This window comes from Actinomadura mexicana, assembly GCF_900188105.1.
Lineage (GTDB): Bacteria > Actinomycetota > Actinomycetes > Streptosporangiales > Streptosporangiaceae > Spirillospora > Spirillospora mexicana.
This window is the reverse complement of the sequence record NZ_FZNP01000008.1, coordinates 290164-311184: the sequence shown is the minus strand read 5'-3', so window position 1 is coordinate 311184 and position 21021 is coordinate 290164. Positions and strand designations below refer to the sequence as shown.

The window sequence follows — 21021 nt, the reverse complement described above, 5'->3', positions numbered from 1 at the left end:
CGGTCACCCGACCGCCGGGGCGTTCCCCGTTTGAGGACGCGGTTCTCAGGCGCGCTGCTTGAAGGCGCGCAGCGACAGGGGCGCGAAGACCAGCGAGATGCCGACGCCCCACGCGAGCGCGATCCAGGCGTGCTCCAGGACCGGGCCGCCGACCAGCAGGCCGCGCATGGCCTCCACCAGGTGCGTGACCGGGCTGTTGTCCATGCAGAACGCCAGCCAGCCGGGGATGCCCTTCGTGGAAGGGATGAACGCGGTGCTCAGGAAGCTCAGCGGGAAGATCACCACGAAGCCGAAGATCTGCACCTTCTCCGGCTCGTTGACCTTCATCGCGATGAAGACCGACGTCCAGGAGAACAGGACCGCGAAGCCCAGCAGCAGCAGGAACGCGCCGACCACGGCCAGCACGTTCGTCTCCACCCGGAAGCCGATCGCGAACCCGACCAGCAGCAGGATCGTCATCGACCACGCCTGCTTGACGGTGTCGGCGATGATCCGCCCGGCGAGCGGGGCGCTGCGCGCGATCGGCAGGCTGCGGAACCGGTCGAACACCCCCTTGGTGATGTCGGTGTTCAGCCCGAACCCGGTGCTCATCCCGGCGAACAGCGCGTTCTGGGCGATGATGCCGGGGATCACGATCGGCAGGTACGCATCGACGCTGCCCTTCATCGGCGGGCCGAACACGTAGGCGAACAGCAGCACGAACATGATGGGCTGGATCGACAGGTCGAGCAGCTCCATCGGGTTGTGCTTGATCTGGACCAGGTTGCGCCAGGCCAGCGTGACCGTGTTGCGCAGGGCCGTGCCCGGCGCGACCCGCTTGGACAGGTCCTGCGGCGCGAGCGTCGCGGTGGTCATGCGGAGGCCCCTTCCTTGTCGGCCTGCTTCTGCAGCTCGCCGGCCTCGGCGTCGATGTCGTCGGTGTGGTGGCCGGTGAGGGCGAAGAACACCTCGTCCAGACTGGACTTGCGCAGCGACAGCTCGCCGACGGCGACGCCCGCGTCGTCGAGGCGGCGGACCACGGCCGGCATCAGCTGCGGGTCGGTGATCGGCGCGCTGACCAGGTCGTCGCGGACCTCCGGGACGGCCTCGGCGAGCTCGCCGACGATGCGCTCCACCGCCGCCACGTCGGCCGCGTCGACCGGCCTGACCTCCAGCACCTGCCCGCCGACCTGGGCCTTCAGCATGTCGGACGTGCCGTGCGCGATGGCCTGGCCGCGGTCGATGACGATGATGTCGTCGGCCAGCTGGTCGGCCTCCTCCAGGTACTGCGTGGTGAGCAGCACGGTGACGCCGTCGTCGGTCAGGCCGCGGACGATGTCCCAGAGCCCGTTGCGGCTGCGCGGGTCGAGGCCCGTGGTCGGCTCGTCCAGGAACAGGATCTGCGGGCGCCCGACGAGGCTCGCCGCCAGGTCGAGGCGGCGGCGCATCCCGCCCGAGTACGTCTTGGCGGCGCGCTCGGCGGCGTCGGTCAGCTGGAAGCGCTCCAGCAGCTCGGCGGCGCGCGCCCTGGACTCCCGGCGCGGCAGCCCGAGCAGCCGCCCGATCAGGACGATGTTCTCGGTTCCGGTCAGCATCTCGTCGACCCCGGCGTACTGGCCGGTGAGCCCGATCAGCTGCCGCACCTTGTGCGCGTCCTTCACCACGTCGAACCCGCCGACCCGGGCGGTGCCGCCGGTCGGCTCGATCAGCGTGGCGAGGATCCGGGTCATGGTCGTCTTGCCGGCGCCGTTCGGCCCCAGCACGCCGAGAACCGTTCCGGCCTCGGCGGTGAGGGAGACGCCGTCCAGCGCCCGGGTCTCACCGAACCGCTTCTCCAGGCCGTCCGCCTGGATCGCGTAGGTCATGAAATCTCCTAGGACTCGGTTGCCGGACGCCGGGGCCCCCGGCCAGGGGGACCAGCCAAAATAGGCGGAGTCCGGTTCGAATGCATCAAGTTTTCTGCCGCCGCCCCAGGCAGAGCGCCGCCGGCAGCGTGAACACGCCACGAACCTCGCATGCGCCACCGACAATCTCGCACGCGACACCGACAAAACTCGCACGCACCACTGACAGAAACGACGGCGCGTCCGCGATCGTGCCGCCTGTTCCCGGTTGTTTGCGTCGCGCGGGGCGGCGGGAGGGCGCCTCCGGCGCTCTAGACTCGCGGGTGTGACGTCGGTGCGGCGCGGTCGCCGGAGGGACGGCGGGGGGCCGCACCCGCCGGGTCTGCGGCCGCCCGAACACCGGGTGTCGCCCCGCGCGATCGCGCACTGGGCCATCGAGTACCTGCTGCTGTGGGGCCTGGGGTTCGGCCTCGCCCTCGGCGTCGCCGCCTGGGTCGGAGACGCCGGCTGGGACGCGCCGCCCGCCTGGCTGACCGGCCGGATCGGCTGGCTCCCCTACGTCGTCGGCGCCGCGGGGCTGCTCATGGTCACGGTCGCGCCCGTGTGGCGGTACCGCGTCCACCGCTGGGAGGTCAGCTCCGACGTCGTCTACACGCGGACGGGCTGGTTCAGCCGCGAATGGCTGCTGGTGCCCGTCGGGCGCATCCAGACCGTCGACAGCAAGCAGGGCCTGATCGAGCGGATGCTCGGCCTCGCCACCATCGAGGTGAACACCGCCTCCCACACCGGTTCCTCGGAGGTCTCGGGCCTGCCCGTGGCCGTGGCGACGCGCCTCGCCGAGGACCTCGCGCACCGCGCGCACGATCTCCGCGACGACGCCACGTGACCGCACGCCTGCATCCCTTCACCTTCGTGGTCGGCGCCGTCCGCGAGCTCCTCGCCCTCCTCGCCGCAGGCGCGACGGGCCTGCTCGTGGGCGGGCTGTCCACCGCGTTCTACTTCACCCTCGTGGGGCTGGCCTTCGGGCTGCTCTTCCACGTCGCGAACTGGGTGACGTTCACCTACGTGCTGTACGAGGACCGCATCGAGTTCCGGCGCGCGCTCGTCGGGCGGTCGGTCAAGAGCATCCCGCGCAACCGGATCCGGGGCGTGGACATCAGCGCGTCCCTCCCGCACCGGCTGCTCGGGCTGGCGGTCGTGCACATCGACGCCGGGGCGGACGGCGGCGAGGGGGAGCTGAACGCGGTCTCCCGCACCGAGGCCGAACGGCTGCGCGGCGTCCTGCTCGCCCGGGACGCTGCGGCCCCGCTCCGGCGCGCCCTCGGCCGCATGCGGCGCCGCTGGTACCTGTACGCCCCGCTCAGCGGCGCCTACCTGCTGACGCCGTTCGCGCTGGCGGGCAGCCTCCTCGGCACCGCCTACAACCTCGGCGACGACCTCGGGCTGATCACGCGGGAGCGCGTGGAGAGCCTCGGCCACGACGTGGTGGGGCTGCCCACCGTCCTGGTCCTCGCGCTGGCCATCCTCGCGCTGATCGCCATGCCCGTCATGTCGGTGATCGCCTTCACCCTCTTCAACTGGGACTTCACCGTCCACGAGCGGGACGGGGCCGTCGTCGCCGAGCGCGGGCTCCTCACCCGCCGCAGCGTCTCTCTCGAACGCCGCCGGCTGCGGGGCGTCGAGCTCGCCGACAACCCGTTCGAGCGCGCGGCGGGCGTGACGCGCCTCGGCGCCCTCATCACCGGGCTGGGGGACGCCGCCCAGCGGGGGCGGCTGCTTCCCGCCGCGCCCCGGGCGGCCGCCGAGGCCCTCGCCGCGCGCGTCGTCGGGAACGTCCCCGGGCCGCTGACCGCGCACCCGCCGGCCGCACGGAGCCGCCGCGTCGTCCGCGCGTTGGCGCCCCCCGCGGGCGTCGCCGTCCTGGCCGTCCTCGCGGGGCAGCCCTGGGTCGCGGGCGCGTGCGCCGGGCTGGCCGCCCTCGCGGTGCCGCTGGGGCTGGACCGCTACCGCCAGCTGGGCCACGCCACCGACGGGGAGCGCCTCACCGTCCGGTCGGGCTCCCTGCGCCGCCGCCAGGTCGTCGTCGAGCACTCGGCCGTGATCGGCTGGCGGATCCGCCAGACGCTCTTCCAGCGCAGGCTGGGCCTCGCCACCCTCTTCGCGGCGGTGGGCGCGGGCGACGGGGGCTGCTCGGCGACGGACATGGCCGAGGAGGACGCCGTGGCCCTCGCCGCCGCCATCACCCCCGCGTGGCTGGCCCCGTTCCTGGACCGGCCGCCCGGTGCGGGCGCCGAGCCTATTCGGGCCGGCGGGCACCGAACATGATCTCGTCCCAGGACGGGACGGAGGCGCGCTTGCCCTTGGCCTTGCGGCGCCGGGCCGGACGCTGCGCGCCCGCGGGCTCTCCCGCGGCCGCCGCGGCGGCGGGCGATCCGGTGACCGGCTTGTCCTGAGCGGCGGCGGGCATGGTGGGCCGGGCCGCCGGCTTCTTCTTGGCGGGCGGCCGCGCGGGCTGCCGCGGCGGAGCCACGGGCTTGCCCTCCGCGGCGGGCTCGCGGGACGGAGCGGGCACGCGGACGGGTGCGGTCTCCTGATCGCCCTCGGCGGTGCGGGGCGCGTCGGCCTCGGCCGGCGGCCGGGCGGCGGCCGGAGCCTGCGGCGTCTCGGCGGGTTCCTCCGGCTCCGCTGCGGGGGCGGCCTGGACCGGTTCGGGCGCGTTCGTGGCCTCCGGCGCCTCACCGACCGCTTCGGACGCGCCGTCCACCTCGTGCGCTTCGTCCGCCTCGTGGTCGTCGCCCGCCTGCTCTGGGAGAGCCGGCTCGGGCGGTTCGGCGGACGCGTGCTCCTCTTCCCGGGCCCTTTCGGAGCCGTCCGCGTCGAGCGCTTCGACCTCCTCTGGAGCCGGTGCCTCGCCCTCGGGCACCTCGGCGGCCTCGGCAGGCCGCACTTCCTCCGCGACAGCGGTCTCGTCGTCGGCGGTCTCGCCGGCCGTCTCGCTCGCCGGGTCGCTCGCGTCCTCGGCGCCCACGCCGGAGGACTCGGCGGGTTCCGCCGTTCCGGGCCCGGCGGCGACGCCGGGCGGCTCCTCGCCCTGGACGGGCATGGCGGCCTCGTCCGCACGCGTCTCGGCGGAGGGCGCCTGCGGGGCCGTCTCCTCGGCCGGCGGGCCGGGACGGGGCGGCTCAGGGGCGTGCGCGGCCGGCGGGCGCGGCGGGGGCGGGGCGGCCTCGCGCAGGGAGGGCGGCTCGGACGCCTCGCGGAAGGCGGGCCGCGGGTCGACCATGCGGCCGCGCTCGACGATGTACGCGCGGGGCTCCGCGGCGCGCAGCGGCTCGGGGGCGCCCTGCTCGGGCTCGGCGGGCAGGCCGCGCGCGGGCAGCCCGCGGCCGCCGGGAGGGGCGTCGCGGTCGCTGGAGACGACCTTCATCGCGGGGCGGCGCGGGACGAGCGGGGTGACGGTGTCGGAGAGCCCGTCGTCGTCCCACTCGACGGAGGTGAGCCGGGCGGCGATCTCGTCCAGCGGGGAGACGTGCCGGCGGCGCGGGTCGAACGTCCACTCGGCGGCGTGCGGGCGGCCGCCCTCGAAGAAGGAAAGCCGGACGCGCCAGGTGTTGTCCTCGCACTTCCAGGAGTCCCACTCGACCTCTTCCAGGTCGACGCCGCCGCGGCCGAGGCGTTCCTCGACGGTCTCGCCGAGCGGCGGGCCCGGCGCCGACTCGCCGGGGCGGCGGACGGCGACGCGCTGCGCCTGCTGGGCCATGTATTCGCGTTCCTGCAGGACCGGACCCTCGAACCAGCGGACCCGTTCGACCGGGATGCCCGCCGACTCGGCGATCTCCTCCGCGGTCTCCCCGGACCGGATGCGGGTCTGGATCTCCTTGGGGCGCAAGGGACTCTCCACTTCGATCTCGAACTGGCCGAGGCGGGAGAAGTGCCCACGGATCGCGGCGCGAAGCCGGTCGTCGACGGGCAGGGTGAACCGGGTGCCTCGGCCCGCGGTGGCCAGGACGAGGTACGTACCGTCCTCGCTGACCGCGACGAGGCGCAGCTCCTGCATGCGTGTCCTTCCTGCCCTGTCCTGACGGCACGGAGGACGCCGGACCGCGCGACCGTGCTCTCACCGGTCGGCCGTCCGATGCCCACCGAGGGCGCATGCGTGCCCTTCCCCCGGGTTCCCGAGTCTCTCTTTCGGACACACCTGCTGCCAGCACCGTACCCGGCATGTCCGAACATCGCCGCTCTCGAAGCCCTCTTCAGGAGGTCGAAGAGGGCACCTGACCAAGCTTGCCGGTGCCGCGACCGGCGGGGGGCCGCTCTGCTCGATTCTTGTCCATCCTTTTCCACACCGTTCCTGACGAGGCCGCGAACGTCCCGCCGCTCCGACGTTGCGAGCGTCACGTCGTGGGCAGGAACACCCGCGTCCTCCCGATCAGTTCACTTTCGGGGGTGTCCGTGGCGACAGACAGGGGTGAATCAGGCGATGCCGCGCAAGCTGCCGGATGTGAGCACGACGCAGCTGATCGCGAGTGCGGTGGCGACGGCGGTCGCCGCCCTGGGCGCGTCCTTCCTGGGCGTGTACGGGACGATCATCGGCGCGGCGCTGATGAGCGTGATCTCGACGGCGGGGTCGGCGGTCGGCAAGCACTACCTCGACCAGGGCCGTGAGCAGATCAAGGAGCTGACGCACCTGCAGTCGGCGGTCCGGCGGCGGGACATGGCCGAGGGCGCGGCCGAGGAAGCGACGAGCGCCGATCCCACCCGGACCGCGGTGTGGTCCGGCGACCCCGGCGCGACGCGCCTCGACCCCGTGTTCGGCGGGGGCGACCCCAACGCCACGCGGCTCGACCCCGGCGGCGACCCCGGCGCCACGCGACTGGACCCGGCGCAGACGGTCGCCGCCGCGTTCGCCGAGGAGGCGGGCGAGGACGCGGTGCGCCAGGTCGTCCGCCGCTCGGCGTGGCAGAGCACGGTGGAGTGGGCCAAGGCGCACTGGGTGACGCTGGTGGTCTCCTCGGCGGCGGTGTTCGCGGTCGTCATCGGCGGGATCACGATCTACGAGGCGAGCACCGGCAAGCCGGTCGGCGGCGGGGGCGGCAAGGGCCTGACCGTCACCAAGGTCCTCGACGGCGGGGGCGGCGGGCGGCCGGCCGACACCCCTTCGCAGAGCCCCTCCGGAGGCACCACCGAGGAGCCCGGCTCCTCGCCGAGCGGCACGCCGACGGGCGAGGCGCCGACCGGGGGGCCGGGCTCGACGGCGCCGCAGCCGTCGTCGGAGCCGACCGAGCGGCCGACGCAGGAGCCCACGACCGCGCCGCCGACGACGGCGCCGGTGACGCCGGAGCCGCCGGCGACGACCGGGAGCCCGCAGGACGGCGGCCAGGGCGTCCCCGGGCCGCAGGGGCGCGCCACCCCCGGCGGCTGAGCACGGCGGTCGCCGGCGAGTCGAGTACGGCTAGTCGCCGAAGACCTGCCTCGTGTAGGGGTTGGCGAAGCGGCGGTCGGGGTCCAGTTCGTCGCGCAGGGCGCGGAAGTCGCCGAACCGGGGGTACGCCTTCTCCAGGTAGGCGGCGTCGCGGGTGTGGAGCTTGCCCCAGTGCGGGCGGCCGTCGAGCCCGGTCAGGAGGTCCTCGACGCCGCCGAAGTAGTCCTCGTGCGGGTCGCGGTGGTAGACGTGCACGGCGATGAACGCGCTCTTCCGCCCGTGCGCCATCGAGAGCCAGGCGTCCTCGGAGGGAAGCAGCCGGACCTCGATGGGGAAGCTGATCCGCCAGTCCCGCCTGGCGAACAGGGAACGGAGTTCGCGCAGCGCGGGGACGAGCGCCTCGCGCGGGATCGCGTACTCCTGCTCCTTGAAGCGGACCGTGCGCGGGCTGGTGAAGACCTTGTACGAGGTGTCGCTGTAGGTGCGGGCCCCGAGCGCCTTGGCGGAGATTCCGTTCACGAAGGGCGCCGCGGCGGGCGCCCGGTGAGTGACCCTGTTGACTGCCCCGAAGACCGTGTTGGACAGGAACCGGTCGTCCAGCCAGTGCCTGAACCTCGGCAGCGGCTGCGCGGGGCCCTCGACGCGGTTGTTGCGCTTGGTCAGGCAGCCCTCGGTGTGCGGGAACCAGTAGAACTCGAAGTGCTCGTTGGCGGCGTCGAACTCGTCCACGCGCGCGATCACCTCGTCCCATTTCATCGGGGCCTCCTGCGCGCGCAGAAGGAACGCCGGGACGGTCCGCCAGGTGATGGCGGTGACGACGCCGAGCGCGCCGAGCCCGGCGAGGGCCGCGGCGAACAGGTCGGGGCGCTCCTGGCGCGAGCAGGTCGCCACCGTGCCGTCGGCGAGGACGAGTTCAAGGGCGGCGACCTGGGAGGCGAGCCCGGCGGCGTCGCGCCCGGTTCCGTGCGTGGCGGTCTGCAGGGCGCCCGCGACGGTCTGCTCCTGGATGTCGCCCATGTTGGCCAGCGCGAGGCCGTGCTCCTCCAGAAGGCGGTTGAGCGCGTGCAGCGGCAGGCCCGCCTCGACGGTGACGAGCCCGGTCGCGGTGTCGACGGAGCGGACCGCGGTGAGCGCGGTGGGGCGGAGCAGGACGCCCTCGGCGACGGCGGCGCCGGTGAAGGAGTGCCCTGTGCCGGTCATGCGGATCGTGAGGCCGTCTTCGGCGGCCGACCGGACCGCGGCGGACACCTCGTCGGCGCTGCGCGGCGTGCCGGCGCGGTGCGGCGTGGCCTGCTGGTTTCCCGCCCAGTTCTGCCACGTCCGGTTGGTCGCTGGGGACATGCGGTGACTCTACTCAGGATTCGATCGTGAGGAAAGTTCACATTTTTGGACGGCCCGCACGGGGGCACAGAGTCGGCGATACCGTACGATCCGGTAACCACGGCAGGCTAACCGTCCGTAGCGAGACTCGTGGGGAAATGTTGTGGCTCCTCCTTCAGCTCCGCGCACCGGCGCGATCAGCGGTGGTGAGGCGTCCGCCGGCCGTCCGCACCGGCCGCGGCCCGAGAAGAAGAAGCGGGATCGGCGGGGGATGAGCGCAGGGCCTCGGCGGGGCGGCCGGGCGCTGCCGTTCCTCATCGGCGGTATCGCCGTCCTGGCCGTCGCCAGCACCTCCGGCGGCGTCTACGCGGCGCTGACCACGGAGAAGGCGGATCCGGCCGGGGCCGACTCGCCGCAGGAGGCGGCCCCGCCGAGCGTGCGGCCCGGCGACCCCGTCAACGTGGCCACCGGCGGCCAGGTCGCGCCGCTGCGCCGCGTCGTGCCGCCCGACGTGCTCGCCGTCGGCACCGGCTCGATCCCCGCCGCCAAGATCAACCGGATCGCGAAGCTCGGCAGGGTCGGGGACGTGGCGGCCGTCGCGGGCGGCGCCGTCCAGCTGCAGGGCCGCCAGGTGAACGCGCTCGCCGTGGACCCGTCGGCGTTCCGCTCCTGGACGCCGCCCGCGACGGCGAAGAAGACCGACCTGTGGGCCGCCCTGGCCGGCAACCAGTTCGTGGTGTCGCCCGCCGCCGCCCAGCAGCTCCAGCTCAACCGCGGCTACCAGTACCCCGTGGTCGCGCGGACGATGCCGAAGCTGACCATGGGCGGCTCCGGGCCGCTCGGCCTGCCCGGCATCGACATGCTCGTCAGCAGGAAGTCCGGGGAGGAGATGGGGCTCGTCCCCAACGTGGCGGTCCTCGTCAACGCGCCCGGGGTGGACCCCGCCAAGGTCGTCAAGGCCGTCGGCAAGGTCCTCGGCTCCGGTACGAGCGTGCTGAACCTGCACGAGCGCAAGTACCAGACGCCGGCTGACGGCGGCCGCCCGGGCAGCTACCTGGACCTCTACAAGCAGGCGGCTCGGAGCTGCCGCGGCCTGTCCTGGACGGTCCTCGCCGCGATCGGCCAGGTCGAGAGCGACCACGGGCGCAACGCCGGCCGCTCCAGCGCGGGCGCGCTCGGCCCGATGCAGTTCCTGCCCTCGACGTGGAAGGGGTACGGGGTGGACGGCGACGGCGACGGCAAGGCCGACATCACGAACCCCTACGACGCCATCCCCGGAGCGGCCAAGTACCTGTGCGCGAACGGGGCGGGACGGGGCGGGCAGCAGCTCTACCGGGCCGTCTGGCAGTACAACCACGCCGACTGGTACGTCCAGAAGGTCCTGAACCTGGCGCAGGCCTACTCGGCGCGCTACGAGTGAGCGCACCCCTGGCGGGGAGCCGGGCCCCGGGCTGATTGGATGGACGCATGACGTCGTATGACGCGTTGCTTCTGCTGTCCTTCGGAGGGCCGGAAGGGCCCGAAGAGGTCATCCCGTTCCTGGAGAACGTCACCAGGGGCCGCAACATCCCCAAGGAGCGCCTGGAGGAGGTGGGGGAGCACTACTTCCTGTTCGGCGGGGTCAGCCCGATCAACCAGCTGTGCCGGGACCTCAAGGCCGCGATCGAGGCGGACTTCGCCGCCAACGGCGTGGACCTGCCCGTGTACTGGGGCAACCGGAACTGGAGCCCCTATCTCGCCGACACCGTCCGGCAGATGAAGGAGGACGGGGTCCGGCGTGTCGCCGCGTTCGTCACGTCCGCCTACAGCGGCTACTCGACGAGCGACCAGTACCTCGAGGACATCGCGCGCGCCCGCGACGAGGTGCCGGGCGCCCCCGAGATCGACAAGCTCCCCGCCTACGCGGACCGCCCCGGTTTCGTCGAGCCGTTCGTGGACGCGGCGAAGGACGCGCTGAGCCGCCTGCCCGAGGGCGCGCGGCTGGTCTTCACCGCCCACAGCGTGCCGCTGTCCCAGCCCGGCAGGGAGCGGTACACCGCTGAGCTGCACACCGCCGCGGAGACGGTCGCGCGGCGGGCGGCCCCGGGGGCGCCCTGGGACCTGGTGTACCAGAGCCGGAGCGGGCCGCCGGGCCAGCCGTGGCTGGAGCCGCAGATCACCGATCACCTGGAGGAGCTGCACGGCCGCGGCGTCCGGGCCGTGGCGGCCGTGCCGATCGGGTTCGTATCCGACCACATGGAGGTCAAGTACGACCTCGACGTCGAGGCCGCGGACCTGGCCGCCGAGCTCGGGCTCGCGTTCGAGCGCGCCGCCACGCCCGGGAGCGACCCGCGCTTCGCCGCCCTGCCCCGCCACCTCCTGGAAGGGGCCTCATGAGCCTGGCCGAGGAGCTGCTGGAGCTGGCCGTGGCGACCGCCCGCGAGGCGGGCCGGATGCTGGTCGACAAGCGGCCCGCGGGCGGCCCGGACGTCGTCCACACCAAGTCGTCCCCGACCGACGTCGTCACCCAGATGGACCGCGCCGCCGAACAGCTGATCATCGAGCGGATCAGGGCGGTGCGCCCCGGCGACGGCTTCCTCGGCGAGGAGGGCGGCACCCAGGCCGGTGCGAGCGGCGTGCGGTGGGTGGTCGACCCGATCGACGGGACCGTCAACTACCTCTACGACCTGCCCGACTGGGCGGTCAGCATAGCCGCCGAGGTGGACGGCGAGGCCGTCGCCGGCGTGGTGGAGATCCCGCGCCGCGGCGAGACCTGCACGGCGGTGCGCGGCGGCGGCGCCCACCAGCACACCGCGGCGGGGACGCGCGAGCTCCGCGTGAACGCGGACGTACCGCTCGGCCGGGCGCTGGTGTCCACGGGGTTCGGCTACGAGGCGGGACGGCGGGCGCGGCAGGCGGAGGTCCTCACCGGGGTGCTGCCGAACATCCGCGACATCCGCCGGGGAGGGTCGTGCTGCGTGGACCTGTGCTCCCTCGCGGCCGGGCGGGCGGACGCCTACTACGAGCGCGGCGTCCAGGCGTGGGACATCGCCGCCGGCGGACTGATCGTCCGGGAGGCGGGCGGGCGGGTGGAGGGCCTGCACGGCGCGGCCCCGGGACCCGAGCTGACCATCGCCGCCGGCCCGGGCACCTTCGAGGCCCTGCACGACCTGCTGGCCCCGCTCGACCCGGCCCGGGACTGACGCGAGCGGGCGGAAACCGGAACGGGGAGCGCGGAACCGGGTCCCGGGCTCCCCGTCACGGACAGCGCCTTGCGACGGCGGGGTCAGTCGCAGCGGGGGGGTTCGACGCCGATGTCGTTGTTCGCTGCGATCCGGCGCAGGTCTTCGATCTCCTCCTGGCGAATGTCCGCCAGGTAGGTGTCCCCATCCTGGTGGGCGCTCCGCAGCGACGCGTACGCGTCGTCGAGCCGCTGCTGGATCATGCGTGTCAACTCGCCCATGGGCCTCCTCCCGGATCGTGCCCATGCCTACCCAGGCCTAGGCTGAAGGTAAACCTGTCTTGCGATGCAATTTTCGCAGATCCTTGCGTCCGCGGGATCGCGATCGGGCGTACCGGGAGAGGAACAGCTGCTTACGGGCGTCTTACGGCCTCCATGGCATATGTAAAGCGGGCATATCTGAAGCGGGCATAGGTGAAGCGGGATGTTCCGGGGTGCGGGGCCGGCCGCGCCCCGACGAGGAGGGGGACCCTTTGCGTGTTCTAGTCGTCGAGGACGAGCGCGTGCTCGCCGACGCGATCGCCACCGGCCTGCGCAGGGAGACGCTGGCGGTGGACGTGGCCTACGACGGCGCGGGCGCGCTGGAGCGGGCGGGCGTCAACGAGTACGACGTGATCGTGCTGGACCGTGACCTGCCCAAGGTGCACGGCGACGACGTCTGCAAGCAGCTCGTGGCGCAGCGCTACCCGGCGCGGATCATCATGCTGACGGCGGCGGGGGAGCTGGACGACCGGGTCGAGGGCCTGTCAATCGGCGCCGACGACTACCTGGCCAAGCCGTTCGCGTTCGCCGAGCTGATCGCCCGGGTGCGGGCCCTCGGCCGGCGCGCCGCCGCGCCGCTGCCGCCCGTCCTGGAGCGCGCCGGGATCACCCTCGACCCGGCCCGCCGCGAGGTCGCGCGCGACGGCCGCCCGGTGGAGCTGACCCGCAAGGAGTTCGCGGTGCTGGAGGTGCTGCTCAGCGCCGACGGCGCCGTCGTCAGCTCCGAGCACCTGCTGGAGAAGGCGTGGGACGAGCACATCGACCCGTTCACCAACGTGGTCCGGGTCACGATGATGACGCTGCGCAAGAAGCTCGGCGACCCCCCGGTGATCGAGACCGTGCCCGGCGTGGGATACCGCCTGTGACCGAGGAGACCGCACCCCAGGACCGCCCGGACGGACCGGACGGCGAGGCCGCCCGGCCGAACCCGCTCCCGGAGGGCGGCGCGCAGGGCACCCGGCCGAGCGCGCTTCCCGGCGACCCCGGCGACCCCGGCGACCCCGGGGCCCGGCGCGGCGGGCGGTGGCGCCGCCCCGGCCCGCAGCAGGTCCCCCAGCCGCACCCGGCCGCGAAGGGCATGTGGCGCGGCGAGGGCGGCGGGCCGTTCGCCCAGATGACCGTGATGCCGGGCCGGATGAGCGTGCGGCTGCGCCTCACCCTGCTGTACGGGCTGCTGTTCTTCATGGCGGGCGCGCTGCTGCTGTTCGTGATGTCGGTCCTGATGGCCAACATCCTCGGCAACGTCAAGGTGATCGGCTTCGGCATCTCCGACGCGGAGGCGGCCGAACTGCAGCGCCAGTTCGTCGAGCAGACGATGCGCCGGCTCGTCGGGCGGTCGCTGCTCGCGCTCGGAGGGGTGGGCGTCATCACGCTGGTGCTCGGCTGGTTCGTCGCCGACCGGGCGCTGAGCCCCCTGCAGCGGGTCACCACCACCGCGCGCCGGCTGTCGGAGAGCACGCTGCACGAGCGGATCGCGCTGGAGGGCCCGGACGACGAGATCAAGGAACTGGCCGACACGTTCGACGCGATGCTGGAGCGGCTCGGGCAGGCGTTCGACACCCAGCGCCGGTTCGTCGCCAACGCCTCGCACGAGCTGCGCACCCCGCTCGCGATCAACCGGACGCTGCTGGAGGTCGCGCTCGGCGACCCGGAGGTCTCCGACGACCTGCGCGCCGTCGGCCGGACGCTGCTGGCGACCAATGCCCGGCACGAGCGGCTCATCGAGGGGCTGCTGCTGATGGCCCGCAGCGAGCGGGAGCTGACCGCCCGCACGCCGGTCGACCTGGCCGAGGTGGCGGCGACGGTGCTGGAGCAGTCGGCCCGCCGCGACCACGACAACGACGTCGCCGTCCACCCCGAGCTGACCTCCGGGACGGCGCTCGGCGACCCGGTGCTGCTGGAGCACCTGGTGTCCAACCTCGTCGAGAACGCGATCAAGCACAACGTCGAGGACGGCGGCGAGCTGTGGATCCGCACCGGCATGCTGGAGGGCTACGCCACCGTCCAGGTCGAGAACACCGGGCCCGTCGTGCCCGCCTACGAGGTGGAGCGGCTGTTCGAGCCGTTCCGGCGGCTGAACGCCGACCGCGTCGAGTCGGCCAAGGGCGCGGGGCTCGGCCTGTCGATCGTCCGCTCGGTGGTGCTGGCGCACCGCGGCGCCGTCTACGCGGCGCCGCGCCCGGGCGGCGGACTGATCGTCACCGTCCGCCTCCCACCGGGCCAGCCGGCTACTTGAGCGCGGCTGCCGCCGCTGCTACTTGAGCGCGGCTGCCGCCACTGCTACTTGAGCGCGGCTGCCGCCGCGGTCGGGTCCCCGTCGTAGTCGAGCTCCAGCCCGACGTACTTGCCGGGCCGGACCATGGCGACGCGGGTGTCGTTCAGCAGCGGGATGAGGGCCATGTCGTCCAGCGCGACCCTTTCGGCCTGCTTGAACAGGCCGGTCCGGTCGGCCGGCGCCGCGGTCCTGAGCGCCTTGGAGATCGTCTCGTCGAAGGTGCCGTTCCTCCACTTGCCCAGGTTGTAGAAGCCCGTGTCGCTCTCCTCGCCGCCGCCCAGCAGGGGCCACAGCATCGTGTAGGCGCCCGGGTAGTCGGGACCGTAGGGCAGGAAAGCGAGCCCGGAGGCGTCCCCGGACATGACGTCGTCGCGGTACTTGGTGAACTCGGAGATGGGATAGGACTTCATCTCGACCTGCAGGCCCAGCGCCGACTTCAGTTGCGAGCCGACGGCCGCGGCGAGGCGCTGGTCGACGGGCGACTGGCGGTAGTACAGCCGGACGGGCGACTTCAGCCCGGCCTGCGTGGCCAGCGTCTTCGCCTTCTCGATGTCCGTCGCGTCGCAGGACGGGCAGACGCCGCGCTGGCCGAACCCGGGCACCGGCGCCGGGACGATGCCGTGCGCGGGCTGGGGGAACCCGCCGAGCGCCAGGCTGAGCCTGCCGCGGTCGAGGGCGTAGGAGACGGCCTGCCGGGCCTCCCTCGACTTCATCGGGCCCCGGGCGGTGATCGGGACGAGCATCCGGGTGAACGGCGCGGGACGGGAGACCAGGCCCGTCCTCGGAGTCGAGGCCAGATCCTCGGTGCCCACCGCGTACCAGTCGGTCTGCCCGGCCGTGTAGGCGGTGCGGCCCTTGGCGGAGTCGTCGGTCAGCATCACGGTGACGCCGTCCAGCTTGGTCTTGCCGAACGCCCAGCGGTCGTTGCGGACGAGCGAGACCGACGCGCCCTTGCGGTAGTCCGCCAGCATGAACGGGCCGTTGCCGATGGGACGGGTGTTGAACGCCGCGTTGTCGACCTTGCCCGCCGCCTCGGGGACGGGCATGAACGCCGGTTCGGACAGCCGGGCCGCGAAGTCGCAGTTGGGGGAGGTCAGCGCGACTTCGAGCGCGGTGCCCGACACCACCGTGACCCCGGACAGCAGCCCGGTCCCGCTGTCCGACACCGAGGTGTACCCCTCGATGTCGATCATCAGGTAGGACGCTGGGCCGGTCTTGTCCGCCGCGCTGCGCGCCCAGCCGCGGGCGAACGCGTGCGCGTCGACCGCCTCGCCGTTGGTGAAGCTCGTCCCGTACTTGAGCGAGATGGTCCACTTGCGGCATTCCGCGTCCGGCGTGATCGCCGTCGCGAGCCGGTTGCGGGCGGCGCCGTCGGCGCCGACCTCGGTGAGGCCCGTGAACAGCTGCTTGCTGAGGAACCGCTCGGTTCCGCCGAGGGCGCGGGAGGGGTCGAAACCGCCGTCGGTGGCGGTCGGCGTCGACATCGCGATGGGCAGCGTCCCGCCGACCCGCCCGCCCGTGGCCGTCGCGCCCCGGTCGCCGTCCTCGCGGAGCTGGACCCAGGCCACGCCGGCGGCGAGGACCAGCACGGCCAGCGCGGCGCCCCCCACGCTGGCGAGAACGCCGATGCGGGGCCGCTTCCCGCCTCCGGACGGCTTGGTGAAGTCGACCCCCGGAGCGGAGACGGACGGCCACGTGGCGGGTGTGTTCTCGTTGGGCGGCGGGACCGGTGAGGGCCACTCCGCGCCGGGCAGGGGCGGCGGCGCGTGCGGCGGAGTATGCAGCGGCGGCGTGTGCGGCGGCGTGTGCGGCGGAGCGTGCGGCGCGGGGTGCGGCACCGGAGGGCCGGCCTGGAAGGGCGGCGGTGTCCGCGTCCGCAGCCGTGCGGACTCGGTGGCCGCCGTCTGGGCGCCCTGGGTGAGCATCAGGGCGTCGTTCTGCCGGGCGCCCGGCTGCGGAAGGCTGCCCGCCAGCGCCAGCAGGTGCGCCAGGACCATCTGGGAGGCGGGCCGCAGCGCCGGGTCCTTGCTGAGGCAGTTCGCCACGATGCCGCGCAGCGGCTCGGGAAGGTCGCCGAGGTCGGGCGGCAGGTTCAGGATGCGGTGCATCACCGCGGGGATCGAGTCCTGCCCGAACGCCGGCCGCCCGCTCGCCGCGTACGCCATCGTGGCGCCCCACGCGAACACGTCGGCGGGCGGCCCGACCCGCGCCCCGGAGATCTGCTCGGGCGCCATGTAGGCGGGAGTGCCGACCGCCGTGCTCGACATGGTCCCGGTGGCGTCCAGCGCCCGCGCGATGCCGAAGTCGATCACCCGCGGGCCGTCCGGCGCGAGCAGCACGTTGGCGGGCTTGAAGTCGCGGTGCACGACCCCCGCCTGGTGGATCGCGGCGAGCGCCGTCATCGTCCCGATCGCCAGCCGGTCCAGGTCGGCGCCGCGCCGCGGGCCGTCCTGCGCCAGCACCCGCGACAGCGCCGGCCCGTCGATGTACTCGCTGACGATGTAGGGGCGGTCGCCCTCGACGTCGGAGTCGAGGACGCGGGCCGTGCAGAACGCCGACACCCGCTTGGCGACCGCGACCTCGGCCGCGAACCGCGACCGGGCCTTCGGGTCGCCGCTGAAGCGCGCGTGCAGCAGCTTCACGGCGACCCGGTGGCCCGGTTCGTCCTCCCCGAGGTAGACGGCGCCCTGCCCGCCCTCGCCGAGGAGGCCGGTCAGCCGGTACGCGCCGAGCCGGGAGGGGTCGCCCTTGCGGAGGGGGGCGACCTCGGTCATGCCTTGGACACGGTCCCGTAGGCGGAGGCCGTCGGCTCGGACTGGGCGGTGCGCCACTCCCACCGCATCGTGGTCCCGCCGGAGGACGGGATGAACGTGACGTACCCGGACGCGCACTCCTTCGGGTCCATCCCCGCCATCGGCGTCTCCCGGTACTCGACCTTCGAGCTGTTCTCATCGCCGGACAGCAGCGACAGCCGGGTGTAGCAGGTGTCCTGGGCGCCGGACGGATAGGTGTACGTCGCGACGCCACTGGAGTACAGCAGGGAGAACTTGACGCTGAAGGAGGTGTGGCCGGATCCGGCGCCCGGCTGGTACCCGTTGCCGGTGAAGTTGCCGAGCAGCCCGCCCGTGGTGCTCGTGGTCGGCCTCTCGCTCGGCGTGTAGGTGTTCGGCGGCGAGTAGGTCGGCGGCGTCGGCGGGTCGTCGTCGCTGTTGGCGCCGATGACGGCGAGCACCACGACCACCAGGATCACGATCAGCGCGAGTGCGCCGCACCCGATCGCGATGATCGGCCCGGCGGAGCTGGACTGCTTCGGCGGCGGCCCGTACTGCGGGCCGGGCGGCATCGGCATCCGCGGCTGCGTCTGCGGCGGGGGCGGGGGCGGCATCGCCCCGCCCTGGTACATCGGCATGGGCGGCGGGGTGATGGGCTGCTGCTGGGGCCCGGCCGGACCGTGGCCGTGGCCGGGCATCCCGCCCTGGTGCAGCGGCATGGGCGGCGGGGTGATCGGCTGGTGCTGCGGCCGCGGCGCCGGCGGCACCGGGGGCGGCGGCGGAAGCTGCGAGGCGATCCGGGTGCCCTGGTTGAGCAGGTCCTCCTGCCCGGCGCCCTGGTTCGCGGGCGCGGCGCCGACGTGGCCGAGCAGGTTCAGCAGCAGTTGCGCCGCCGGGGGGCGCAGGCCCGCGTCCTTGGACAGGCAGCGCCCGATCAGATCGCGCAGCGGGCCCGCCGGCAGCGCCGACAGGTCGGGCTCCTCGTTGAGGATCCGGTTGATGATGACCGGCAGCGTGTCGGCCTCGAACGGCGACTGCCCGGTGGCGGCGAACACCATGGTCGCGGCCCAGGCGAAGATGTCCACCGCCGGGGTGAGCGGCGCGCCGGTGAGCTGCTCGGGCGCCAGGTAGCCGGGCGTGCCCACCACCATGCCCGTCGCGGTGACGGCGCTCTCCTGCGAGTTCACCGTCCGCGCGATGCCGAAGTCGACGACGCGCGGGCCGTCGGAGGCCAGCATGACGTTGTTCGGCTTGAAGTCGCGGTGCACGATCCCGGCCTCGTGGATGGCCGCGAGCGCGGTCACCGTGCCGATCGCGAGCCGCTCCAGCTCCGCCGCGCTCCGCGGGCCGTCGTGCGCGACCACGTCGTGCAGGGACGGACCGTCGATGAACTCGCTGACGACGTAGGGCTGGTCGCCCTGGACGTCGGCCTCCAGCACCCGGGCCGTGCAGAAGGGCTCGACCTTCTGCGCCGCCGCGACCTCGCGGGTGAACCGGGCGCGTGCGGCCGGATCGTTGGCCATCTGCGCGTGCAGCAGTTTGACGGCGACGTACCCGCCGTTCGGCGCCTTGCCCAAGAAGACGGCGCCCTGGCCCCCGGCGCCCAACCGTCCGATGACCTCGTACCGTCCGAGTGCCCTAGGATCGCCTGGCTCCAGCGGAGCGGCATCCGGCATCTGACCCTCCAGTGACCCGCAGTGATGTCCGCGACATTGTGCGCCGGACCCGCTCGCGGGGGCCCCGTGCCGGCGATCGCCGGGCTGACCCCCGCAGGGGATCCGCCCCCAACCTCAGGCGGGCACGATATCGCGTTAGTTCTGACGTTTCACCGATGTATCCGGTTCGGTGTTCCGGCTGCCGGATCGGGCCATCTCGCCGCGCCGAGGCGGGCGGTGCGCACAACGCCTCCGGGACGGGTATGATCCCCGCCGCCGCGGGAACCCCGGCAGGCGCCACGGTCCCCGGAACGGAGGCCGTGTCACCCGCCGGGTATGTGACGGATGACACAGTGCGAGGAAAGAGTCGGGTGATGGGTGTCACTCGTGGGAACGGTCGCGCCTCGTGTGTCGCAGGTCACCAACCGTGACAGAATTTCCCGCCCGGATCGGGCACAAGAACGGCCCCCCGAGCGTTAGATCCGCGCGACGGGGCGCATAAAGCACTGAGGGGGATGGAGATAGAAGATGGCGACCGACTACGACAGCCCACGCAAGACAGACGACGACCTGAGCGAGGACAGCCTCCAGGAGCTCCAGGCCCGGCGCGCCGACAAGGCGGCCAGCATCATCGACGAGGACCTGGACGCCGGCGAGGTCGCCGAGCTGCCGGGCGCCGACCTGTCGAACGAGGAGCTCACCTTCCGGGTGGTGCCGCGGCAGGCCGACGAGTTCACCTGCACGCGCTGCTTCCTGGTGCACCACCGCAGCCAGCTGGCCACCGAGAAGAACGGCCGGCCGGTCTGCCGCGAGTGCGCCGCCTGACCGGCGGCGGACACCGGGTGAAGGGAAGAGGGCGCGTGACGGGAGAGGCCGGGTGACGGGAGAGATCGAACCGCGTCATGGCGAGGTGGAGCCGGCGCGCGGCGACGGCTCCACGGAGCTGGGCGAGCTGATCGGCCGGCTCGCCTCCGACGAGGACATGGACCGCGAGACCCGCGGCCGCCTGCTCGGGCGACTGGCCAGACTGCTCGGCCAGAGCGCCCGCAGGGTGGGGGCCGCGGGCGTCGCGCGCGGCAGGTGGCTCGCCGACCTGCTCATCGCGACCGCGCCGCACATCCCGATCCGCGATCTCGAGACCCTGCAGGCCCACCACCACGGGCTGATGGGCGAGGAGCTCGCCGACCGGATCGTCAAGGCGGCGGGCAACGCCACGACCGCCGTCGGCGCCGCGGGAGGCGCGCTGGCCGCGGTGGAGTTCGCCGCCCCGCCGCTGCTGCTGACGGCGCCCGCCCAGCTCGCCGCCGAGACGCTCGTCGTCGCGGCCATCGAGGTGAAGATGATCGCCGAGCTGCACGAGGTGTACGGCGTCAGCGTCCAGGGCACCGGCACCGCGCGCGGGGCCGCGTTCGTGACGTCCTGGGCCCGGCAGCGCGGCATCAACCCCCTGGAGGGCGGCACCCTCACCAGCGCCCTCGGCACGGCCGCCAAGAGCGCGCTGCGCAGGCGCATGCTCCGCGTCTTCGGCCGGAGCATGTCCACGATGGGCCCCCTGCTCACCGGCGCCGCGGCCGGCGCCGCCCTCAACCGCTCCGCGACCAAGGGGCTCGCCCTGAAGGTCCGGGCCGACCTGCGGGAGATCGCCGGCTCTCTGCCCCCGCTCCCCGGCGACCAGCCCTCTCGCCTGGATTCGTAGCGGGCCGCCCACCCCCTGGCGGCACACGCGAACGTCGAGGACCGCGCGCCCCGCGCGCGGCGGGACCGTTTCCGAGCCCCGGCTCGACCGGAACGCGTCGCGGCCGGTCCCTTCGATCGTCGAAGGGACCGGCCGCGACGCGCATGGCCTCCGACCGGGGGGCCGGGCCCCCGGCGCGGGACGACTCAGACGTCGGCCTTGAGGTTCTGCGGGAGCTGGCCGGTGCCCTTGGCCCACTGGTGGGCCGCGGCGCGGGTGGCGAGCAGCCGCGCGACCTCCATGCCGACGCCCATCACCACGGCCCATCCGATCGCCTCGGCAAGCGCCACGTCGGGGGACTCCGGGTTGGTCGGGGGCTCCTTGCCGGTGCTCTTCTTCCAGGCCAGGGTGATGACTTTCTTCGCGACGAAGCCGCCCGCGAACGCGGCCGCGCCGGCCATCACCCGCCAGCCCATGTCGCCCTTGTCCGCCATGTTGGTCCTCTCTCGTCCTGTCGTCTCCGACGCTACCGGACCGGCCCGCCCCGGGAGGGGAAGGTGATCGCCGCGTCGGCGCCGGCAATCGGCATGCGGTCCGGG

General features: G+C 73.7%; 18 protein-coding genes. 10 read left to right on the top strand and 8 right to left on the bottom strand.

What is annotated here, in order from left to right; translation table 11 throughout:
* Positions 1-45: 45 nt before the first annotated feature.
* Together CHC11_RS22385 and CHC11_RS22380 are read right to left on the bottom strand one after the other, a co-directional pair.
* Complete coding sequence (locus tag CHC11_RS22385; protein WP_089313713.1) at positions 46-855, bottom strand: ABC transporter permease; 810 nt, start codon at positions 853-855, stop codon at positions 46-48.
* Positions 852-1844, bottom strand: a complete 993-nt coding sequence (locus CHC11_RS22380) for an ATP-binding cassette domain-containing protein (RefSeq protein ID WP_089313712.1) — start codon at positions 1842-1844, stop codon at positions 852-854. The genes CHC11_RS22385 and CHC11_RS22380 overlap by 4 nt, the downstream gene beginning before the upstream one ends.
* A 304-nt stretch (positions 1845-2148) precedes the next feature.
* Between CHC11_RS22380 and CHC11_RS41505 the strand changes: the two genes are divergently transcribed.
* Positions 2149-2709, top strand: coding sequence for a PH domain-containing protein (locus CHC11_RS41505; protein WP_245919586.1), 561 nt, complete (start codon positions 2149-2151; stop codon positions 2707-2709).
* Entirely contained in the window at positions 2706-4148 is a 1443-nt protein-coding gene (locus CHC11_RS22370) for a PH domain-containing protein (protein ID WP_089313711.1), read from the top strand. The genes CHC11_RS41505 and CHC11_RS22370 overlap by 4 nt, the downstream gene beginning before the upstream one ends.
* On the opposite strand, the gene sepH is transcribed toward CHC11_RS22370, so the two are convergent.
* A complete protein-coding gene (gene sepH / locus CHC11_RS43510) occupies positions 4120-5880 on the bottom strand; it encodes a septation protein SepH (protein WP_089313710.1) in 1761 nt (586 codons plus the stop codon). The two genes, CHC11_RS22370 and sepH, sit on opposite strands and share 29 nt — an antisense overlap.
* A gap of 444 nt (positions 5881-6324) precedes the next feature.
* On the opposite strand from sepH, the gene CHC11_RS22360 reads away from it, so the two are divergent.
* Entirely contained in the window at positions 6325-7245 is a 921-nt protein-coding gene (locus tag CHC11_RS22360) for a hypothetical protein (RefSeq protein WP_143227194.1), read from the top strand.
* A gap of 30 nt (positions 7246-7275) precedes the next feature.
* Here the strand turns inward: CHC11_RS22360 and CHC11_RS22355 are convergent, their stop codons facing one another.
* On the bottom strand, positions 7276-8586 hold the full coding sequence (locus CHC11_RS22355) for a D-arabinono-1,4-lactone oxidase (RefSeq protein WP_089313708.1): 1311 nt from the start codon (positions 8584-8586) through the stop codon (positions 7276-7278).
* Positions 8587-8836: 250 nt separating this feature from the next.
* Between CHC11_RS22355 and CHC11_RS43505 the strand changes: the two genes are divergently transcribed.
* Genes CHC11_RS43505 through CHC11_RS22340 form a run of 3 tightly spaced genes read left to right on the top strand, consistent with a single transcriptional unit; the run spans position 8837 to position 11747 of the window.
* Positions 8837-9985 (top strand): lytic transglycosylase domain-containing protein, encoded by a 1149-nt coding sequence (locus tag CHC11_RS43505; RefSeq protein WP_089313707.1) that lies wholly within the window; start codon positions 8837-8839, stop codon positions 9983-9985.
* Between the two features lie 47 nt (positions 9986-10032).
* Positions 10033-10941, top strand: coding sequence for a ferrochelatase (locus CHC11_RS22345; RefSeq protein WP_089313706.1), 909 nt, complete (start codon positions 10033-10035; stop codon positions 10939-10941).
* The gene (locus tag CHC11_RS22340) at positions 10938-11747 is read left to right on the top strand and encodes an inositol monophosphatase family protein (RefSeq protein ID WP_089313705.1); all 810 of its coding nucleotides are present in this window, start codon (positions 10938-10940) and stop codon (positions 11745-11747) included. Before CHC11_RS22345 ends, CHC11_RS22340 begins: the two co-directional genes overlap by 4 nt.
* Positions 11748-11830: 83 nt before the next feature.
* Here CHC11_RS22340 and CHC11_RS41495 read toward each other — a convergent pair whose 3' ends face one another.
* Entirely contained in the window at positions 11831-12007 is a 177-nt protein-coding gene (locus CHC11_RS41495; protein ID WP_179278945.1) for a hypothetical protein, read from the bottom strand.
* 251 nt (positions 12008-12258) lie between these two features.
* Here CHC11_RS41495 and CHC11_RS22335 point away from each other — a divergent pair, with 251 nt between their 5' ends.
* Positions 12259-12912: a response regulator transcription factor gene (locus CHC11_RS22335; protein WP_024935038.1), complete on the top strand. Its 654-nt coding sequence runs from the start codon at positions 12259-12261 to the stop codon at positions 12910-12912.
* The gene (locus CHC11_RS22330; RefSeq protein ID WP_245919584.1) at positions 12909-14282 is read left to right on the top strand and encodes a sensor histidine kinase; all 1374 of its coding nucleotides are present in this window, start codon (positions 12909-12911) and stop codon (positions 14280-14282) included. The genes CHC11_RS22335 and CHC11_RS22330 overlap by 4 nt, the downstream gene beginning before the upstream one ends.
* A gap of 44 nt (positions 14283-14326) precedes the next feature.
* On the opposite strand, the gene CHC11_RS40445 is transcribed toward CHC11_RS22330, so the two are convergent.
* Positions 14327-17095, bottom strand: a complete 2769-nt coding sequence (locus CHC11_RS40445; RefSeq protein ID WP_143227193.1) for an ABC transporter substrate-binding protein — start codon at positions 17093-17095, stop codon at positions 14327-14329.
* Positions 17092-18768 (bottom strand): serine/threonine-protein kinase, encoded by a 1677-nt coding sequence (locus tag CHC11_RS22320; RefSeq protein WP_089313704.1) that lies wholly within the window; start codon positions 18766-18768, stop codon positions 17092-17094. The genes CHC11_RS40445 and CHC11_RS22320 overlap by 4 nt, the downstream gene beginning before the upstream one ends.
* A gap of 507 nt (positions 18769-19275) precedes the next feature.
* On the opposite strand from CHC11_RS22320, the gene CHC11_RS22315 reads away from it, so the two are divergent.
* The gene (locus CHC11_RS22315; RefSeq protein ID WP_089313703.1) at positions 19276-19572 is read left to right on the top strand and encodes a DUF4193 domain-containing protein; all 297 of its coding nucleotides are present in this window, start codon (positions 19276-19278) and stop codon (positions 19570-19572) included.
* Between the two features lie 52 nt (positions 19573-19624).
* Complete coding sequence (locus tag CHC11_RS22310; RefSeq protein WP_245919582.1) at positions 19625-20443, top strand: hypothetical protein; 819 nt, start codon at positions 19625-19627, stop codon at positions 20441-20443.
* 185 nt (positions 20444-20628) lie between these two features.
* Here the strand turns inward: CHC11_RS22310 and CHC11_RS22305 are convergent, their stop codons facing one another.
* Positions 20629-20916, bottom strand: a complete 288-nt coding sequence (locus CHC11_RS22305) for a DUF4235 domain-containing protein (protein ID WP_089313702.1) — start codon at positions 20914-20916, stop codon at positions 20629-20631.
* Between the last annotated feature and the right edge of the window lie 105 nt (positions 20917-21021).

Excerpts from the sequence above, each read along its gene's own strand:
- CHC11_RS22385 (WP_089313713.1), bottom strand. The coding sequence starts at position 855 with ATGACCACCGCGACGCTCGCGCCGCAGGACCTGTCCAAGCGGGTCGCG.
- CHC11_RS22380 (WP_089313712.1), bottom strand. The coding sequence starts at position 1,844 with ATGACCTACGCGATCCAGGCGGACGGCCTGGAGAAGCGGTTCGGTGAG.
- sepH (WP_089313710.1), bottom strand. The coding sequence starts at position 5,880 with ATGCAGGAGCTGCGCCTCGTCGCGGTCAGCGAGGACGGTACGTACCTC.
- CHC11_RS22355 (WP_089313708.1), bottom strand. The coding sequence starts at position 8,586 with ATGTCCCCAGCGACCAACCGGACGTGGCAGAACTGGGCGGGAAACCAG.
- CHC11_RS43505 (WP_089313707.1), top strand. The coding sequence starts at position 8,837 with ATGAGCGCAGGGCCTCGGCGGGGCGGCCGGGCGCTGCCGTTCCTCATC.
- CHC11_RS22345 (WP_089313706.1), top strand. The coding sequence starts at position 10,033 with ATGACGTCGTATGACGCGTTGCTTCTGCTGTCCTTCGGAGGGCCGGAA.
- CHC11_RS22340 (WP_089313705.1), top strand. The coding sequence starts at position 10,938 with ATGAGCCTGGCCGAGGAGCTGCTGGAGCTGGCCGTGGCGACCGCCCGC.
- CHC11_RS41495 (WP_179278945.1), bottom strand. The coding sequence starts at position 12,007 with ATGGGCGAGTTGACACGCATGATCCAGCAGCGGCTCGACGACGCGTAC.
- CHC11_RS40445 (WP_143227193.1), bottom strand. The coding sequence starts at position 17,095 with ATGACCGAGGTCGCCCCCCTCCGCAAGGGCGACCCCTCCCGGCTCGGC.
- CHC11_RS22320 (WP_089313704.1), bottom strand. The coding sequence starts at position 18,768 with ATGCCGGATGCCGCTCCGCTGGAGCCAGGCGATCCTAGGGCACTCGGA.
- CHC11_RS22315 (WP_089313703.1), top strand. The coding sequence starts at position 19,276 with ATGGCGACCGACTACGACAGCCCACGCAAGACAGACGACGACCTGAGC.
- CHC11_RS22305 (WP_089313702.1), bottom strand. The coding sequence starts at position 20,916 with ATGGCGGACAAGGGCGACATGGGCTGGCGGGTGATGGCCGGCGCGGCC.